General features: G+C 60.1%; 22 protein-coding genes. 13 read left to right on the top strand and 9 right to left on the bottom strand.

The window, feature by feature from the left end; translation table 11 throughout:
- Positions 1–88 precede the first annotated feature (88 nt).
- The gene (locus AC5FXY_RS16570) at positions 89–370 is read right to left on the bottom strand and encodes a hypothetical protein (protein ID WP_493557817.1); all 282 of its coding nucleotides are present in this window, start codon (positions 368–370) and stop codon (positions 89–91) included.
- A gap of 141 nt (positions 371–511) precedes the next feature.
- Complete coding sequence (locus tag AC5FXY_RS16565) at positions 512–844, bottom strand: hypothetical protein (protein WP_493557816.1); 333 nt, start codon at positions 842–844, stop codon at positions 512–514.
- 330 nt (positions 845–1174) lie between these two features.
- Between AC5FXY_RS16565 and egtB the strand changes: the two genes are divergently transcribed.
- The 5 genes from egtB to AC5FXY_RS16540 all read left to right on the top strand — a co-directional run bounded on the left by egtB (position 1175) and on the right by AC5FXY_RS16540 (position 6163).
- A complete protein-coding gene (gene egtB / locus AC5FXY_RS16560; RefSeq protein WP_493557815.1) occupies positions 1175–2482 on the top strand; it encodes an ergothioneine biosynthesis protein EgtB in 1308 nt (435 codons plus the stop codon).
- Positions 2483–2538: 56 nt separating this feature from the next.
- Positions 2539–3540 carry an L-histidine N(alpha)-methyltransferase gene (gene egtD / locus AC5FXY_RS16555; RefSeq protein ID WP_493557814.1) on the top strand — a complete coding sequence of 334 codons (1002 nt, stop codon included), beginning with the start codon at positions 2539–2541 and terminating at the stop codon, positions 3538–3540.
- 200 nt (positions 3541–3740) lie between these two features.
- On the top strand, positions 3741–5120 hold the full coding sequence (locus AC5FXY_RS16550) for an MATE family efflux transporter (RefSeq protein ID WP_493557813.1): 1380 nt from the start codon (positions 3741–3743) through the stop codon (positions 5118–5120).
- Between the two features lie 40 nt (positions 5121–5160).
- Entirely contained in the window at positions 5161–5784 is a 624-nt protein-coding gene (locus tag AC5FXY_RS16545) for a DUF922 domain-containing protein (protein WP_493557812.1), read from the top strand.
- A gap of 25 nt (positions 5785–5809) precedes the next feature.
- A complete protein-coding gene (locus AC5FXY_RS16540) occupies positions 5810–6163 on the top strand; it encodes a tRNA-binding protein (RefSeq protein WP_493557811.1) in 354 nt (117 codons plus the stop codon).
- Positions 6164–6238: 75 nt separating this feature from the next.
- Here the strand turns inward: AC5FXY_RS16540 and AC5FXY_RS16535 are convergent, their stop codons facing one another.
- Positions 6239–6601 carry a DUF4296 domain-containing protein gene (locus AC5FXY_RS16535; RefSeq protein WP_493557810.1) on the bottom strand — a complete coding sequence of 121 codons (363 nt, stop codon included), beginning with the start codon at positions 6599–6601 and terminating at the stop codon, positions 6239–6241.
- Between the two features lie 50 nt (positions 6602–6651).
- Here AC5FXY_RS16535 and AC5FXY_RS16530 point away from each other — a divergent pair, with 50 nt between their 5' ends.
- The 5 genes from AC5FXY_RS16530 to AC5FXY_RS16510 all read left to right on the top strand — a co-directional run bounded on the left by AC5FXY_RS16530 (position 6652) and on the right by AC5FXY_RS16510 (position 10829).
- The gene (locus tag AC5FXY_RS16530; protein ID WP_493557809.1) at positions 6652–7572 is read left to right on the top strand and encodes a DUF58 domain-containing protein; all 921 of its coding nucleotides are present in this window, start codon (positions 6652–6654) and stop codon (positions 7570–7572) included.
- A gap of 44 nt (positions 7573–7616) precedes the next feature.
- On the top strand, positions 7617–8549 hold the full coding sequence (locus AC5FXY_RS16525; protein ID WP_493557808.1) for a hypothetical protein: 933 nt from the start codon (positions 7617–7619) through the stop codon (positions 8547–8549).
- Between the two features lie 36 nt (positions 8550–8585).
- The gene (locus AC5FXY_RS16520) at positions 8586–9635 is read left to right on the top strand and encodes a VWA domain-containing protein (protein ID WP_493557807.1); all 1050 of its coding nucleotides are present in this window, start codon (positions 8586–8588) and stop codon (positions 9633–9635) included.
- Between the two features lie 20 nt (positions 9636–9655).
- Positions 9656–10333, top strand: a complete 678-nt coding sequence (locus tag AC5FXY_RS16515) for a YggS family pyridoxal phosphate-dependent enzyme (protein ID WP_493557806.1) — start codon at positions 9656–9658, stop codon at positions 10331–10333.
- A 115-nt stretch (positions 10334–10448) separates the two neighbouring features.
- Complete coding sequence (locus AC5FXY_RS16510; RefSeq protein WP_493557805.1) at positions 10449–10829, top strand: DUF423 domain-containing protein; 381 nt, start codon at positions 10449–10451, stop codon at positions 10827–10829.
- Positions 10830–10910: 81 nt separating this feature from the next.
- On the opposite strand, the gene AC5FXY_RS16505 is transcribed toward AC5FXY_RS16510, so the two are convergent.
- From AC5FXY_RS16505 to AC5FXY_RS16485, 5 genes are all read right to left on the bottom strand, one after another.
- On the bottom strand, positions 10911–11429 hold the full coding sequence (locus AC5FXY_RS16505; protein ID WP_493557804.1) for a DUF1573 domain-containing protein: 519 nt from the start codon (positions 11427–11429) through the stop codon (positions 10911–10913).
- 100 nt (positions 11430–11529) lie between these two features.
- The gene (locus AC5FXY_RS16500; RefSeq protein WP_493557803.1) at positions 11530–11772 is read right to left on the bottom strand and encodes a hypothetical protein; all 243 of its coding nucleotides are present in this window, start codon (positions 11770–11772) and stop codon (positions 11530–11532) included.
- Between the two features lie 72 nt (positions 11773–11844).
- Positions 11845–13290, bottom strand: coding sequence for an ATP-dependent DNA helicase (locus tag AC5FXY_RS16495; protein ID WP_493557802.1), 1446 nt, complete (start codon positions 13288–13290; stop codon positions 11845–11847).
- A 32-nt stretch (positions 13291–13322) separates the two neighbouring features.
- The gene (locus AC5FXY_RS16490; RefSeq protein WP_493557801.1) at positions 13323–13892 is read right to left on the bottom strand and encodes a hypothetical protein; all 570 of its coding nucleotides are present in this window, start codon (positions 13890–13892) and stop codon (positions 13323–13325) included.
- Positions 13892–14350 (bottom strand): PaaI family thioesterase, encoded by a 459-nt coding sequence (locus tag AC5FXY_RS16485; RefSeq protein ID WP_493557800.1) that lies wholly within the window; start codon positions 14348–14350, stop codon positions 13892–13894. Before AC5FXY_RS16485 ends, AC5FXY_RS16490 begins: the two co-directional genes overlap by 1 nt.
- A 170-nt stretch (positions 14351–14520) precedes the next feature.
- Here AC5FXY_RS16485 and AC5FXY_RS16480 point away from each other — a divergent pair, with 170 nt between their 5' ends.
- The 3 genes from AC5FXY_RS16480 to coaD all read left to right on the top strand — a co-directional run bounded on the left by AC5FXY_RS16480 (position 14521) and on the right by coaD (position 16689).
- The gene (locus AC5FXY_RS16480; RefSeq protein WP_493557799.1) at positions 14521–15024 is read left to right on the top strand and encodes an NUDIX domain-containing protein; all 504 of its coding nucleotides are present in this window, start codon (positions 14521–14523) and stop codon (positions 15022–15024) included.
- Positions 15025–15238: 214 nt separating this feature from the next.
- On the top strand, positions 15239–16135 hold the full coding sequence (locus AC5FXY_RS16475) for a DUF3822 family protein (protein WP_493557798.1): 897 nt from the start codon (positions 15239–15241) through the stop codon (positions 16133–16135).
- A gap of 86 nt (positions 16136–16221) precedes the next feature.
- Positions 16222–16689 (top strand): pantetheine-phosphate adenylyltransferase, encoded by a 468-nt coding sequence (gene coaD / locus AC5FXY_RS16470; RefSeq protein WP_493557797.1) that lies wholly within the window; start codon positions 16222–16224, stop codon positions 16687–16689.
- Here coaD and AC5FXY_RS16465 read toward each other — a convergent pair.
- Positions 16686–17171: a hypothetical protein gene (locus AC5FXY_RS16465; RefSeq protein ID WP_493557796.1), complete on the bottom strand. Its 486-nt coding sequence runs from the start codon at positions 17169–17171 to the stop codon at positions 16686–16688. The two genes, coaD and AC5FXY_RS16465, sit on opposite strands and share 4 nt — an antisense overlap.
- Between the last annotated feature and the right edge of the window lie 20 nt (positions 17172–17191).

The raw sequence follows: 17191 nt of genomic DNA, 5'->3' as shown, positions 1-17191 counted from the left end.
GCAGCAGAATCGGGTGGGCTCAAATGTAAGCGCCGCGCCGCAGCTCCCAAGGAAGCAGCAGCACGGCGCTCAGCAGCTATTCAGCAATTTAGTCAATCACAGGGCCGGTGGTGGCTTCCGGGTCGCGGTTGATGGGTGAGCCGGTCTGGGCATCCTCAGTGTTATCGTCGCCGGTGATGCCGCCCAAGGCCGAAGCGGGCACATCCAGCTTTTCGCCGCGCTGCAGCTTTTCGCGCTCAAAGGCTTCCACCAACGAATCATCGATTCGCTCGCTCATACCGCTGCTGCTCTGGCTGCCGGGCGTGTTGGCGTTGTTGAGTTCATCAGGTTGTCCGGCTTCGCCGGCAGTATTTTTCTGTTGATCAGCCATAGCTGTAGGGTTCAGGTTAGTGGGAATGCCCGCAGGGGCTTTGCCAGGAATACGCGCAAAGCCAACCCAACGGTTACAGCACCGCCCCTGCCGGCCGGGGCCAACAGGGGCGGATGCGGAAAAGAATACCTCGGGGAAGGCCTACCGGTCTTCGCTTACGCTGCCGCCGCGGCTCTCACTGCCCTTCTCGGTAGGGCTGGTGCCGTAGTTGCCGGCTTGGCTTTGGTTTTGGCCCGAGCTGCTGTGGTCCTTGTTTAGCTCTTTGTTGATCTTGTCTTCCAAGTCTTTGCCACGGTCGGCACCTACGTGCATCTGGCTAGGAATGCCCGGCACACCGCTCTGCACCGACCGGCTTTGGTCGGTAGAGCCCATGTTCTGGGCCTGTTCGGAAGACTGAATGCTTTGCTTATCGCCCTGGTTTTGCGGGGCGTTCGGATCGTTTTGGCTGCGTTTGCCTTGCTGATTATTGGCCATCGTTGACAGGTGTTTGGGTTAAGAAAATAAACTTACCCGCGGCGCTGGGGCGGGCTCATCGATGGGGAACTGCTGCTGGCTTGGGCCTACAGTACAGCGCCAGCTATTTGCCGAGCAACTGGCCGGCGCCGCCCATCGATTACGCTATTTCTGTACGCCAGGCTTCCGGACACGGTTGGCTGATGGTGGAATTATTTCGCGGCCCAAAACGGCTAACCACATATTGGAAACCTGATATTTAGCTAGCTCAAGCGCCGCAAGCTGAGCAGCTACCAAGCCTTACCTAGCCGGTTTGCGTAGCTAAACGTTGGTTCTATTTGTTTCAGACTCATGAACGCTTCCGTTGCCGCCCCTGCTACTCAACTCGCTCAACGTTTTGCGGCCGTACGGGCTCAGACCGAAGCCCTATGCCGCCCGCTGCTGCCCGAAGACACGGTGGTGCAGCCGGTCATCGATGTAAGCCCGCCCAAGTGGCACCTAGCGCACACCACGTGGTTTTTCGAAACCTTTCTGCTCCGGGAGCACCTGCCCGGCTACGAGCTCTTTCACCCGCAGTACGCTTATCTGTTTAACTCGTACTACAACTCGCTCGGCTCCCGTGTAAACCGCGCCGACCGCGGCACGCTCTCCCGGCCGGCCTTAGCCGACGTATATAAGTACCGCGCTTACGTCGATGAGCACATGCAGCGGCTGCTAGCGCCTTACGCCGATGAGCCCGAAACGGCGCCGTTTGCCGAAGTACTGGAGTTGGGCCTGCAGCACGAGCAGCAGCACCAGGAGTTGCTTGTTACCGATATCAAGTACATCCTCAGCACCAATCCGCTAGCACCTTCCTACTGGCCCCAGGCCCCCGCTCCTGCCGAACGTGCTACGGCCACGCCCAACGCGGCTTGGCTACCGGTGCCGGGCGGCTTGGGCACCATCGGCTACCAGCCGGCCGCCGGCGACCCGGCTGGCTTCTGCTTTGATAATGAGCTGGGTGCCCACACGGTGCACATCGAGCCTTTTGAGATGCAAAGCCGCCTCGTCACCAATGCCAATTACCTGGAATTCATGGAAGCCGGCGGCTATACCGACTTCCGCTATTGGCTGGGTGAAGGCTGGGAACTGGTGCAGCAGGAAGGCTGGCAGGCCCCACTGTATTGGGTGCGGCAAGACGACGGCTCGTGGCAGCGCTTTACCCACCACGGTCTGCAGCCCCTGGACTTGGCGGCACCTGTCACCCACATCAGCTTTTACGAGGCAGCAGCCTACGCCCATTGGGCTGGAGGCCGCCTGCCTACTGAGCAAGAATGGGAGCTGGCCGCTCGCCACTTCGGGGCCGATAGCAGCGAAGGACAGTTCCTGGAAAGCAACCACTTCGACCCCATACCCCTGCCCACGGACGCTGCCGCCTCGCAGTGCCAGCAGTTGCTGGGCGAGTGTTGGCAGTGGACCTATTCGGCCTATCATCCTTACCCCGGCTACTCCCAAGCGCCTGGCGCACTGGGCGAGTACAACGGCAAGTTCATGATCAACCAAATGGTACTGCGCGGCGGCTCTTGTGCCACCCCGCGCAGCCACATCCGCGTCAGCTACCGCAACTTCTTCCACCCCGACAAGCGCTGGCAGTTCACGGGCATCCGGCTGGTTCGCTAGCCATTTGCCACTTCCCGCTGTTTAACCTCTGACCGCTCACCTGCCGCATTGCCTGTATGAAGACAACGAATCTGACCGCGCCCGCGCCGCCGGCGAAAACCACGCCAGCCCCCAGCGCCGCCCTGGCCCAGCACGTGCTGGAAGGCCTGAGCCGCACACCGCGCACTTTATCATCGATGTACTTCTACGATGACGCCGGCAGCCGCCTGTTCCAGCAAATCATGGAGCTGCCGGAGTATTACCCCACCCGCACGGAGTTCGGGTTGCTGACGCAGCACCGCCAAGCCATCAGCCAAGCCCTGGCCCCCACTGATGGTAGTGCGTTTCACCTGCTGGAGTTAGGCGCTGGCGACGGCCTAAAAACTAAAATACTGCTGCGGGAACTGCTCGACCGCGAGGTAGACTTTGCTTATGCGCCCGTCGATATATCGGGTTCCGCTCTCGAGGGTTTAGCTCAAAGCCTGCAAGCTGAGCTACCCACGCTCCAAGTGCAGCCGCTGGTAGCCGAATACACGCAGGCGCTGGCCGCGCTGCGCAGCCAGGCCGGTCGCAAAGCCGTGCTGTTCCTGGGCTCCAACATTGGCAACTTCCACGCCCAGGCCCGGCAGCAGTTCCTGGCCGCGCTGGCCGATCAGCTCACTGCCGACGACCGCCTGCTCATCGGCTTCGACTTGCGCAAGAACCCGCGCACCATCCGCGCCGCCTACGACGACGCCCAAGGCGTAACGGCCGCCTTCAACCTGAACCTGCTCACCCGCCTCAACCGCGAGTTGCAGGCTGAGTTTGACCTGCATCAATGGGAGCATTTCACCGATTACGATCCACTGGTAGGCGTGGTGCGCTCTTACCTCATCAGCCGCCGCCGCCAAGAAGTACACATCGGGGCGCTGAAGCGCAGCTTCACGTTTGCGGCTTGGGAAGCCATTCACACCGAAAACTCTTACAAGTTCACGCTGCCGCAGATCGAGGAGCTGGCGGCATCTGCGGGCCTGCGGGTGCAGCAGGTCTTCACCGACGAACAGCACTGGTTTGCCGATGTGTTACTGGCGCCACTTTAGTAGCGGCCCTTTTGTGCGATACCGCAGGTTTATAAGAGGCTGTCAAAAGCAAGTGACTCACTTGGGTGGCTAAGCTAAAGCCAGTTCACTCGTTGACTGACGAGGGAGCTGGCTAGCCACACTGCATGCTACTATCCACCAGAGGACGGGATTCCGCCCTGCAACGGGTTACCTTTGCGGTCCGGTTTTCTTTTCTTGCTATGACTCTGGCTTCGCTGCGCCCACATATTTCCCCCACGCTACTGCTTGCTTACCCGGTAGTGCTGAGCCAGTTGGGTCACGTGCTGGTCAACGTGGTCGATAGCATTGCGGTGGGGCAGACGGGCACGGTGCCGCTGGCGGCCGTTTCGTTGGGCGTCAGCCTGAATACCTTGTTTATGGTGATGGGCCTCGGCCTGTCCATGGGCATTACGCCGCTGGTAGCCGCTGCCAACGGCCAACGTGACCTGCCGCAGCTAGGCCGTTTGCTGGCGGGCGGTGTGTTTATGTCCGCGCTGGCCGGGTTGGCATTGGCGGCGGCGGGCTGGCTGGTGACGCCCTTTCTGCAATACCTAAACCAGCCGCCAGCCGTGGTGGCGCTGGCCGGGCCGTGGGTGCGCGTCATGTTCTTGTCGCTGGTTCCGCTCATGGTGTTTCAGGGCTTCCGGCAGTTTGCCGAGGGCTTGGGCCTCACGCGCCAGCCCATGCAGCTTTCGGTTCTGGCCAACGTCATCAACGCTTTGTTGTGTTACATGCTGGTGTTTGGGAAGCTTGGAGCCCCGGCCATGGGCATGATGGGCGCCGCTTGGGCCACCGTTATTGCCCGCACCCTCATGGCTGTCCTGATGGCCTTGTACGTGCTGCGCGCTTCGCGTTTGCGGCCCTACCGCGAAGCCATCCTCAGTTGGAAACCAGATTGGGCGATTCAGCGGAGGCTACTGGATATCGGCCTGCCCATAGGGGCTCATCTGGTGTTTGAAGTAGGTGCGTTCAGCGCATCGGCCATTATGGCTGGCTGGCTGGGCGCCACTATCCAGGCAGCGCACCAAATTGCTATCAATGTGGCCTCGGTAACGTTCATGGCCGTGAGCGGCATTGCCGCGGCGGCCACCATCCGCGTGGGCAATTACCGCGGCTTGGGCGATATGCTAAGTGCCCGCCAAGCCGGCTTCACGGCCTATTTGCTCACGTTCGTGTTTATGAGCACTTGCGGGCTAGTGCTGATTGTAGCCCGTTATTACGTTCCCTTCCTGTATACCTCCGACCCGGCCGTAATTGCGCAAGCTTCCTCACTGCTGCTGATTGCAGCCTTGTTCCAGGTTTCGGATGGCCTGCAAGTGGTAGGTCTGGGCGCACTGCGCGGTTTGGAAGACGTGAAAGTACCGTCGCTGGTAGCTTTGCTATCTTACTGGGTAGTGGCGCTGCCATTAAGCTACGCACTGGGCTTTTGGCTTGATTGGGGGGCGCCAGGCGTTTGGGTGGGCCTGTTGGTGGGACTTTCCGTCGTAGCTGCGATATTGTTACTTCGTTTCAGCCGCGAAAGCCAAGAACCCACGGTTCCGGGCGCGGCAGTGAACGAAACGACAGCGCTTGCGCGTTGACGCGGCAGCTACGTGGGTTTGCTCAACAGGTTTCGCTTTTATGCTCGATTTGCTTCTCTTTCCGCTGTTTCTTCGGCTTCTACTGCCGCTTCCAGCTACGGCTGCGCACCAACAGCAACCAGCTGCCAAGCAACAACAGCCTGCAGCCCAGGGCAAACCCGAACTCCTGACTTGGTCGGCCAAACGCCCGCTTACCTGGGCCGATTTTAAAGCCCGCCCTAGCTCCTCCGATCCGCTCCATGCGCTGACCACCGCCAACATCGGCGCCCAGATCGGCTGCAAAGACTATGTTTTTTCGGCCAACGTGCAGGCTACCTTCACGCCGTCGGAGTCGTGGGTTAAGACGCCGCAAACTGCTTCGGCTGCCCTGCTGCACCACGAGCAAATTCACTTTGACCTGACCGAAGTGCACGCCCGCCAGCTGCGCCAGCGCCTGCAAACCATCAAGTTCGACTGCGAGCATCTGCAGCCGGCTTTCAATAACCTGATGAAAGTGGCCATCGGCAACTGGCAGCGCGAGCAGCAGCGCTACGACATGGAAACCAACCACGGCCTGAACCTCGTCAAGCAAAAAGCCTGGGACGAGCAGGTGCAACGTCGCCTCAACGAGCTGCAGGCATTCGCAGCCCCCGAGCCGATGGCTCAAACTGCTGCCGGCCAGTAAGGCCGCGGCCGCTTACCTTGCGGCCATGACTACTGCTGCTTCCACGCCCATTACCTGGGCCGATTTTGAACGTGTGGACTTACGCGTGGGCACCATTTTGGAAGCCCGGCCGTTTCCGCAGGCTCGCAAGCCAGCTTATCAGCTGTTGATTGACCTAGGTCCCGAAATCGGGCAGAAAAAATCCAGCGCCCAGATTACCGACCACTATACGCCCGAAACGCTCGTGGGCCGGCAGGTGCTGTGCGTGGTCAACTTCCCTCCGAAACAGATCGGCCCATTCCGCTCGGAAGTTCTGGTAACGGGCGCCCCCGATGAGGCCGGCCGCATTGTGCTGGCCACGCTGGCCGGGCCGGTGCCCAACGGTAGCCGTCTGGCCTAAGCTGGAAGCGAGAGGAGAGATATGTAGACTGAGATTATAGGACGATAACTCGCTTCTATGGCCTCACTACTGCATCTACTTCTTGGTCCCCAGTTGCACTTCGCGCATGCTTAGGCTGTCGATTACGGTTCCGTAAATCTGCTCCAGGTCTTTGCCGTGAATGGCGTAGTACTGAATGCTTTGCCGGAAGGTAGCCTCGTCGGTGTTGTGGCGCTTGAAAAGGGCTTTCTGCTGTTTGTTAAACAAAACCCGGGAAGAATCGGCATTCATTCGGCTGGCTTCTACCCGTGCTTCCAGCAAATGCAGATCCATGAGCATGGTCACCATCTTGTCGCGCGGCAGCAGCTGCGCCGGCGGCGTGGGCTCTTCGGGACGGCCGCACTGGCTGAACAGCAGCGTAGTAAGCAGCAGCGCAAGGGTAAGGAAAGAATTCTTCACGGCGCAAAACTAACACCTGCCAGCCGGACTCGTTATTTTAGCCGCTACGCATGACCGAATCAGCCCCCGATAACTCCCTGCAAGCCGTGTTGCGGCGCCTGCGCCAGCTGGAAATCCGCATCCGCAAGGTAGTGGATGCCCAGCTGCAGGGGGACTTTCACTCCGTGTTCAAGGGCACGGGGCTGGAGTTCGACGACGTGCGCCTTTACCAGTACGGCGACGAAGTGCGGGCCATTGACTGGGCCGTATCGGCTAAGGGCCACGGCACCTTTGTGAAGACCTACAAAGAGGAGCGCGAACAATCGGTGCTGATGCTGCTGGACGTCAGCCGCTCGCAGCAGGTGGGCGCCGAAGGCCGGCGCAAGCTCGATGTAGCGCAGGAAATTTGTGGCATTCTGGCCTTATCGGCCGCCCGGCAGGATGCGCAGCTGGGCGTACTGGCTTTTTCGGATCAGAAAGAGCTATATATGCCACCGGGCAAGGGCATCCGGCACGCATATGCCCTGATCAAGGGTGTGTTTGGCCTGCAGCCGCAGCGCGCCGGCACCAATGTGGCCGCTGGTATCCGGCAGGCACTCAGCTTGCTCAAGCGCCGCAGCCTGGTATTGCTGATTTCGGACTTTATCGATACCGACTACGAGCGGGAACTGACGATGCTCGCCCGCAAGCACGACCTCATCGTGGTGCAGCTGCTGGACCGCCGCGAAAAGGAGTTTCCGCCGCTGGGCATTGTACCGCTGCGCGACCAGGAAACCGGCCGCACCGTGTGGGTAAACACCTCATCCAAAGCCTGGAGGGCGCGTTACAAGGCGACCTATGAGCAAAACCGCGAGCAGATCGGGCAAATCTGCCGCCGGCACCGCACCTCATTTCTAAGCATCGCCACCGATGTAGATTACGTGCCGCAGCTGCTGAACCTGTTTCGCCTGCGCAACCGCCGCGGCGCCTCACCTCAGCCGCCGGCCGCGTGATGGGGTACAGCAGTGCCTTGAGGGGCTGGTTGTTGGCCGTAGGCATGGGATTATTTCTCAGCCCCGTGGCCACGGCGCAGGTGCCAGCGGTTACGGCCGTCGATTCGCTGCCACGGGGGGAATTTGTGCGCTCGGCGGTACGCGTGGGCGATTTGGTGGAGTACGAACTGACGTTTCGCCACGCGCCGGCCTTGAACGTGGTTTTTCCCGATTCCACGGCTGATTACAAGCCTTTTGAGTACGTAAGCCGGCGTTACTGGCCCACGCGCACGCGCAACGGCGTCAGCCTCGACCGCTGCCGCTATACTGTGCGCACCTTCAACCTCGACTCAGTGCAGGCGCTGAGCCTGCCGGTAACCATTCTGCGCGGCCGTGACTCTACCATGCTCTACCCCGCACCGGCCGCTGTTAAGCTGCTGCGCACCGCCCCGGTGCTCACGCCGGACGACGAGCTGCCGCCGCTGCGCCAAAGCACCGAGCTGCAGCCCGTGAAGCCGCAGTTTAATTATCCGTACTGGCTGGCTGGTGCTGCAGGCGTGCTGGCTTTGCTGGGGGTGCTGTGGTGGACCTTCGGCCGCAACCTGCGCCGTCGTTACCAGCTGTACCGCATGGCCCGCAACCACGTGTACTTTCTGGCCCAATACACTCGCCACTTGGAGCGCTTTCAGCTAAGCCGCTCCATGGCCAATATGGAACGCGCCATTACGCTCTGGAAAAACTACCTCACGCGCCTGGAAGGCAATGCCCTGAACACCTTCACTACCCGCGAAATCGTGGCGCACTACGGCGGCAGCTCCGACGTAGCCACCGCGTTGCGCCTCTCCGACCGCGTGATTTACGGCAATCAGCAGCCCGACGAAGCCACCGAGCAAATGGATTACGCCCTCGAAATGCTGCGCCGCTTTGCCGACCGCCGTTACGCCATGGTGCGGGCTTCCATGCTCGGCCGCCCGGCAAGCCCGCCCGGCACCGTGTAGCTCGGCTGCGTACCTTTGCCCTCTCCCCTAGCCCGCATGGAGCAATTTTGGCAGCAATTGGTGGCGCCGCTGATCGATGGCTTGCGCTACTCTACACTCACTAGCTACACGTGGGCGCAGCCGCGCGTGCTGCTGCTGCTGCCCGCCGTGCCCCTGCTGTTTGTGCTGCGCGAGCTGCTGGCCCAGCGCCGACGGCGCAAGCTGGGCGTAGCCTTCGTGCGCGGACAGGTGCGCGGCCACTGGAGCGCGCTGCTGCGGTTTATTCCTGATCTGGTCTTGACGCTGAGCCTGATGATGGGCTTGCTGGCCCTGGCCCGTCCGCAGCGCACCGATGAGCGCGTGGAGCAGTCGGGGCGCGGAATTGACATCGTGCTGGCTGTAGACGTATCGGCCTCCATGGAGCTGCAGGACCTGCAGCCCAACCGCCTGGAAGCTGCCAAACGCGTAGCCCGGGCCTTTGTCAACGGCCGCCGCGGCGACCGAATTGGCGTGGTAGCCTTCGCCGGCGATGCTTACTCCGTACTGCCGCTTACCACTGACTATGAGTTGCTGCGCGAGGAGCTACAAAGCCTGCGCCTAGGCATGATTCCTACCGACGGCACGGCCATCGGAACGGCCCTGGGCGTGGCTACCAACCGCCTGCGCGACTCCCCGGGCCGCTCCCGGGTGTGCATCCTGCTTTCCGACGGCGAAAACACCGCCGGCGCACTCGATCCGCTTACGGCCGCCCAGCTGGCCCACGCCTTCGGCCTAAAGCTGTACACCATCGGGCTGGGCAAAGACGGAACCGTGCCCTACGGCCGCGACGAAGCCGGCCGGCCCCGCTTCGTAGAAACCCGCCTCGATGAGTCTACGATGCGCCAGATAGCCAGCGCCGGCGAAGGGCAGTTTTTCCGGGCCACCGACAACTCGGCCCTGCGCCGCGTATTCAACCGCATCGACCAACTGGAAAAAACCGAAATTAAGCTCACCCGCTACCGCAACACCCACGACTATTACCGTTACTACCTGTACTGGTGCCTGGGTTTGTGGCTGCTCTGGCTGGGTCTGAAGAATACATTCCTGGTCAGCGCCCTGGAAGACTAGCCGCGCGTTAGCTTTGCCCTATGTCTATTGCTGATTCCATTCAAACCTTCCAACAAAAGCTGACCGGCACCAACTGCCGCTTGGTGGCCGTATCCAAAACGCACCCCGTAGAGCTCATCCGCGAGGCTTACGACGCGGGCCAGCGCCTTTTCGGCGAGAACCGGGTGCAGGAGCTTACCGCCAAGCACCCCGAGCTGCCCGCCGACATCGAATGGCACCTCATTGGGCACTTGCAGACCAATAAGGTGAAGTACCTCGCGTCCTTCGTGCACACCATCCAGAGCATCGACAGCCTGAAGCTGTTGCTGGAAGTGGAGCGGCAGGCCGCCAAGCACCAACGTACCATTCGCTGCCTGCTCCAGTTTCACATTGCCGATGAAGAAACCAAGTTTGGCCTGTCGCTGCCCGAGGCGGAGGAGCTGCTTCGCGACGAAGCCGTGCGCCAGTTTCAGCATGTGCGCCTGACCGGCGTGATGGGCATCGCCACCAACACCGACGACGAAGCCAAGCTGCAACAGGAATTCAGCACGCTGCGCGGCTACTTCCAGCATTTGAAAGGCACTTATTTTGCTGCCGATGAGGAGTTTCGGGAAATATCCATGGGCATGAGCGGCGACTACCAGCTGGCTATTGCGGAAGGCAGCACGCTCATTCGGGTGGGCAGTGCCATTTTTGGCAGCCGTCAGTACCCGGCATAGCAGGTACTCCAGCTGAGCAGGAAAAGTACAGGAGCCCTTCGGTAAGTTCTAGTCAGCTACCTTTGTAGAGCTACTCCACCGTGGCCAAGGCCACGCTCCATTCCCTAGTTAGACCATGAATGCTCGCCTGATTATTCTGTTATCCGCTGCATTGGGCGCCATCGGCGTTTCGCTGGGTGCTTTTGGTGCCCACGCCCTTAAAGCACACCTGGAGGCCACCGGCCGCCTCGATACGTTTGAAACCGCCGTTCGCTACCAATTTTACCACACCTTGGCCCTTTTTGCCTTGGGTTTGCTTCGCCTGATCCGCCCCGACGCTGCCAGCCTGAACACCGTTGCCTGGCTGTGGCTGGCTGGTATTGCCATCTTTAGCGGTTCTCTCTATGTGCTGTGCTTCACTGGGCTGCGCTGGTTGGGAGCCATCACGCCCATTGGTGGGGTGCTGCTGATTGCGGGCTGGATCATGCTAGCCGTAGCGGCCATGCGCCTGAGCTAGACTATTGCACGAAAAAACCTGAAAGGCCCGGTTGGCAGCTGCCAGCCGGGCCTTTCAGGTTTTTATCGAAAGCCGGTTTGATTACGACTTCTTGGCTTTGGCCTTAGCCTTGACCTCGCCGTCTTTCACTTTTACTTTGGCGTCGGCCGAAGCTTCCTTGGCGGTTTCAACCGGCATGTTGGCCGGGTCCAGCACCTCACCATTCAGCGACACCATAGCGCTGCCCGCTGCGGCATTCGATTCGATGGTCAGCACTTTGTTTTGCATGCCCATCTTGCCAGCGGTGTTGAACTTGGCTGTGATGGTGCCCGTCTTACCCGGCATTACGGGGTCCTTGGTCCAGTCAGGGGTAGTGCAGCCGCAGCTGGTACCGATGTTGGAAATGACCAGCGGCGCCGTGCCGGTGTTTTTAAACTTGAAAGTGTGCTCCACCACGTCGCCCATCTTCACTTTACCGAAGTCAAACTTCGATTCGGTGAACGTAATGGCCGGGCCATTAGCCTTTTCTTTAGCGTTGGCGGGCTGTACGGCCGCCGTTTGAGCCTCTGCGGCAAAACCGGCCAGCGTGAGCGACAGGGCCAGTACGAGTGCTTTTTTCATGGTGCGGGTGAACTGTGAGGTATTGGAGGTCAGCAAATTTAAGATTTTCGAGCCGCCAGCCAAGAATCAGGCCAGCCACGTAAAATTCCGGTAAGACCGGCTACCAGATGCGCACCATTTTTTTGCGCGACCGGGGCCCAAAGCGGCGCGGATCGGGGCAGTTTTCGTACGCCTGCTTATCCTGCTTCGAAAGCCGCAATGGTTGCTTTACCTCCTGCTGGGACTGGTTGCGCCACGCCGACGGAGCACTATTGCGCGGTACGGCCGGTGGCGGGCCCAACCGGTGGGGCCGGCCAGGAGTAAGTTGAGCGAAGGCCGATGCAGGCACCAAAAGGCACAGCACAGCAGCACAAAAGATCATCCGAAATAGCATCGGCTCAGGGTCATTCACCCCGAAACGCTGGTTGCGGGCTAATCATTCCGCCGAGCCATCAACAAGTTTCGCGTTGAAATTCAGCAGGAACAGCTTCTCTGAGGCCCGCGTCACAGCCGTGTATAGCCAGCGAGTAAACTCGGCATTGATCATATCCTCCTTCAGAAAGCCGTGGTCGACGAACACGGCGGGCCATTGGCCACCTTGGGCCTTGTGGCAGGTAAGAGCGTAGGCAAACTTCACCTGCAGGGCGTTCAGGTACGGATCGGCGCGCAGGGCGGCCGTCTTCTCTTTTTTGGTAGTCAGGTGCGCGTAATCCGCCGAAACGGCCTCGTAGAGGGCCTTATTGCGGTCGGCGGGAAAGGCAGGGCTTTCGGTGTGCAGCGTGTCCAGCAGCAGGCGGGCTTCCAGTTCGGGCTCGTCGGGGTAGTCCACGAGGCGCAGGCGGGCATCAGCGAAGCGGCACCCGAACTCCTCGATGCGGCGCACGATCTTGGTGACTTCTACGAAGTCGCCGTTGGCCAAGAAGCCCGCCTCCGATTCGGCCGGCAGCCAAGTGTAGTTGTTGCGCACTACCATGAGGTAGTCGCCAGCTTCTATCTCATCCTCAGCGTCGAACAAGGTGCGCCGGATGAGCTGGTTGTACTGGTTGGCGTTCTTGTTGGAGCGGCAGATGATGGTGGTATTCTCGTGCCCAAAATGCCGGTAAGCCCAGCGCAGGCCGTCTTCCAGCTTATCGCCGCCCATCTTATACAGGTCGGGGTAGCCTTTGGTCACGAAGTTGATGTTGGGCGTAGCCTCCGGCGTGCCGGGCACAGCTTCCTGCGCATCGCGCAGCTGCTCGCGCAGCACGGTGGCGTTCATCAGAATGCCCGATGATTCGGCCTGACGCATCACTTGGCGCAGTTCGGCGGCTTCCACGCGGCAGCGGTACGAGCTGGCCAGCACGCCGGGGTCGAGGGCAGGACTCAGGCTCTGCCCTACCGGCGGCAGCTGGGCCGTATCACCGATGAGCAGCAGGCGGTTGGTCGTTTTTTCGAACACGTAACCCAACAGGTCGTCCAGCAGCGCGCTTTCGCCGAAAGACTTTTCGTTGGAAATCATGGAGGCTTCGTCCACGATGAACAGCGTTTCGCCCGAGCGGTTGGGCTGGCGCGTAAAGGCCATGCTGTCGGAGCCGCCCGACTTGCGGTAGATGCGCTTGTGAATGGTGCTGGCCGGCACGCCCGCGTACTGGCTCATTACCTTGGCGGCGCGGCCAGTGGGCGCCATCAGCACATACTTGCGGCCCATTTTATCGAGCCACTTCACGAGGGCACTAACCACGGTGGTTTTGCCAGTGCCGGCGTAGCCACGCAGCATAAATACCTTTCGGCCAGGTAGTTGATCTTTTAAAAAGCCGTCGAGCTGCCCGAAGAGGTCAGCCTGGTCGTCGGTAGGCTCGTAGGGGAAGTAGTTCCGGACGGAAGGTATGCGGGTGGTTATCATTCGGGGCTGAGCTCAGCTCTTAGAACAGCAAATTAGGCATCTACATTCGATGCGTCGTAGACATATTTCTGCCACAGCCGAAAACCCTGCTGCAGTACGCGCCGAAACGTCTTTCGCTCCTCGGTGCGCCAGATTGGTTTCCAGGTCCTGACCGAACTATCACCATCCCGGAGCTGCATTTGCCCTTGGGCATTTACCCCAAAGACGCCGCTTCCCCAGAATAGCTTGTCATATACCCGGTTGCGGACAGGACCAAGTTGTCTGCCTTTATAATGAGCTCCTGTTCCAGGAGCCGAATCATCAAAGAGGTCCCAAGCATTGAGGCATAGCTCACAAGGCACCTGTTTTGCAGGGTTGCGGCTCCAGGTAAGTACCGGGTCAAAGTCAAGGAAGGAAAGTTCCTGTTCGACCAGACTGATGCCTATTCGCCGAGTAAGGTTCAACAAGTCTTCAACGCTACGAAAACTCGGGACCCGTCCGGTACCATCAGTCCAGAGTGCTTCGCTTTCGGCACACTCCATCCACAATAGATAAGCGTCCTGCTGCTGAACTCTTACCCGAGCAACGTAGTACTTCCACGTACTTTGCTCTGAATCAATCACTAGTTTACCGGCTCGATAATAGCCATCGTGGCCGTAGCCTTCGCAATCAGCAGCCCTTCTTCCGGGTTTTTGCCCCCAAAGGCCCGCACTTCCGCTTCGCAGAACTGCAGCCGGCGGCCGGCTTTCAGCACCCAGCCAGTAGCAATGAGTTTGTCGCCGAGGCCGGGGTGCAGGTAGCTGACTTTCAGCTCCACGGTCACGAGGCCGTGGTCGTCGGGGATGAGAGTGACGCCGGCGAAACCGGCTACCAGATCGGCCATAGTAGCCACCAAGCCGCCGTGAGCGAAGCCACGCTGCTGCTGGTGGTGCTGGCCCAGGTCCAGCTCGGCCTGCACGCGGCCGGGTTCGATGGTGGTGAGGTCGGCACCGATGAGGTGCATGAAGTGCTGACGCTCCAGCTTGCGACGGATGCGCGCCGTGAGGTCGGCGGTCGGTTCGGGGGAAGTAAAGGATGACATTGGCACAAAAATACCGCTTCCGACCGGTAGCGCGTTGCTGAGGCGTGAGCTTTGCTTTAGCAGAGCCGCTATTGCATTGGCCAAGCTTTTTCCATCCTAAGCCCAACTTGCGCCGTACTCATTCGGTTTAGCACCGTACTACTGCTTTTTTGCGCCGCTTCGTCACACCTATGTCCACTCAGCCCGAACTGCCCGATTCCTTACTTCAAGCCTATACCGAACGTGCCCGCGTGCGTGTGTGCGGCCTGCTGGTACACGAAGGGGCCCTCCTACTCACTGCCCACCGCGGCCTGCTAGCCGACAACCAGCCGTTTTGGTCGCCGCCTGGCGGTGGCTGGCACTTTGGCGAAACGCTGCGCGAAGGTGTTATTCGGGAGTTTCGGGAGGAGACGGGTCTGAACGTGACCACCGGCCGCTTTCTGCACCTACACGAGTACCACGGCGACGGGCTTCAGGCCCTGGAGCTGTTTTTTGAAGTACGACTAACCGATGGGATGGCTCGGCCCCGCCTCGGCCACGACCCCGAGCACGCCCCCGACCGCCAACTGCTCACGGAGCTGGCCTGGCGCACCCCGCGGGAGCTGGTACAGCTGCCGCCCCAGCAGGTGCATCCCATCCTGCGCGGCCTCATCAGCCCCGACGACGTGTACATCCCGCAGACACGGCTTTTCTAACACCGAATCTGACGGTCACTGAGGGGATTAGAGGATATTAGGCCCTATTTATTGTTTGACAGCAATATACAGAACGAACCAAAAGGTGCTAACGACAGGCAATAGGAGAAGCCTTTGGGTAGTTTGGCTCCTAGCTCGCCACTTGCCGCAGCCGTGCGGCAGTTGCCTCCATCATGTGTACCTTTAGCCCGTATTCCCTTTTGCCGTGCCGCCTGTGTCTACCGCTGATTCCGTTGATTACGTCGCTGCGGCGGCCATGCCGTCTGCCTTACAACGCCTGCGCGACGAAACGCTCGATCCGGCGAATCTTGCCGGCTACAACCTCTACCTCACCGCTGGGCCCTATGGTCTGCGAGTAGGCGTAGCCGACGTGCGCCGCAACAAGTTTGTGGTGCTTGAAGATTACGCCGCCGAGCCAGCTGCCTCCATGGCCGGCCAACTGCAGGCACTGGCTGCCCAGCACGACCTCGTAGCTCGCACGGGCTGGAATCGGGTACTGCTAGCCGTGCAAAATCGGCACTTCACGCTTTTGCCCGCGCCTCTGTTTCGCGCCGGCGACGAAGATACCTACCTACGCCTGCACAACCCCACCGACCCGCAGCACGAAGTAATCCGCCACTACCGGCACACCAACCAGGAAATCGTGAGCGTGTTTGCGGCGGAAAAGGCGCTGGTGGAGTGGTTTGAGCGTACGCATCCCCAACAGAAAATCCTGCACCAAACCAGCACCCTGCTCGCAGGAGTAATGCACCAAAGCGAGCGGCAGGGTCCGCCCCGCCTGTTTATCAGCGTCGGCACCCAGGAAATTACCATCGCCGTGGTGCGCGACAAGCGCCCGGATTTCTGCAACGTTTTCGCGTTCAGCACCGCCGAGGACTTCATTTACTACGTCATCCTGGTGATGCAGGAGCTGAGCCTCAACCCCGACGAGGACCCAATAGTGGTGTACGGCGACCTGATGCACGACTCGGAGCTATTCACGGTGCTACGCAAGTACATTCGGCACGTTCGCTTCGGCAACCGCCCCTACGACCTGAGCTATAGCTACCGCCTAAACGACGTTTTTGAATACCGTTATTTCGAGCTCTACAGCCTGCACCTCTGTGAATAGGTAAACGGGGAGTTGGTGAGCAGATGAGCGTCCTCCGAGCTTCACAGCACCGCCTACCGTCTTACCACCGCACCATTTCACCACTCATGCGTATTGCCCTCTTTCCCGGCTCGTTTGACCCGTTTACCAATGGCCACCTCGACGTGGTGAAGCGCGGCACAGCGCTATTCGACCACATCATCATTGCCATCGGCAACAACAGCAGCAAGGTGCGCTACCTGCCGGTGGAGCAAACCATTGACATCATCAACGATGTCTTTCGCGATGAGCCGCGGGTATCGGTGCAGGCGTACAAGGGGCTGACGGCTGACTTTGCCCGCGAAACGGGCGCCCGGTTTCTGCTCCGTGGCCTGCGCAACACCACCGATTTCGAGTACGAAAACACCATCGCGCAGGCCAACCGCCACGTCAACCCGGACCTGGAAACGGTGTTCCTGATTACCTCGCCTGCGCTGGCTGCCATCAGCAGTACCATCATCCGCGAAATTCACCGCTTTGGCGGCAACGTCGATGATTTTGTGCCCTTCCAGATGCCGCCGGCGCAGCTCCCCTAGTCCTGACGCTTGATTACGCGCACGCCTTTGATGGCTGAGGGCTCGGCCGCGTCCACTACTGGCAACACCAAGTAATCATCGTTGACGAAGCTAAGATTGCCACGGCGCATGAGCTCATCTTCGTTGTTGCCGGGCAACACCAAGTCGCGCACTTTGCGGGTGCGGGTGTTGAAAGTAACCACTACAGTCGTGCCTTGCTGCTCGAAGGTATTGACCCAGTCCTCACCCTGTGGGGCGGCGTCTTCCTTGCTCGGCTCGGCGCCAATAGCTTGATGGTGGCTTTCCTGGGGCTTGCCAAGTTGCTGACGCACCTGATCAATGCTGAGTCCCACCAGCGCCGGCACATTTACGGCGTAAGTGGCCTCGGTTGTGCTGGCAGTTGTTGGGGCCGCGTTTTCGGTCATGGGCGTGCTGCGGGTGCAGGCTGCCCCCATACAACCCAGCAATACAGCAAGCAGCAAACACTGGCGGCTTAGGTGCATATCACTCAGTAAGGGCGGAG

The organism is Hymenobacter sp. FMD4 (genome assembly GCF_058932745.1).
The sequence above is the reverse complement of the archived record's forward strand: the minus strand, read 5'-3'. Positions and strand labels throughout refer to the sequence as shown.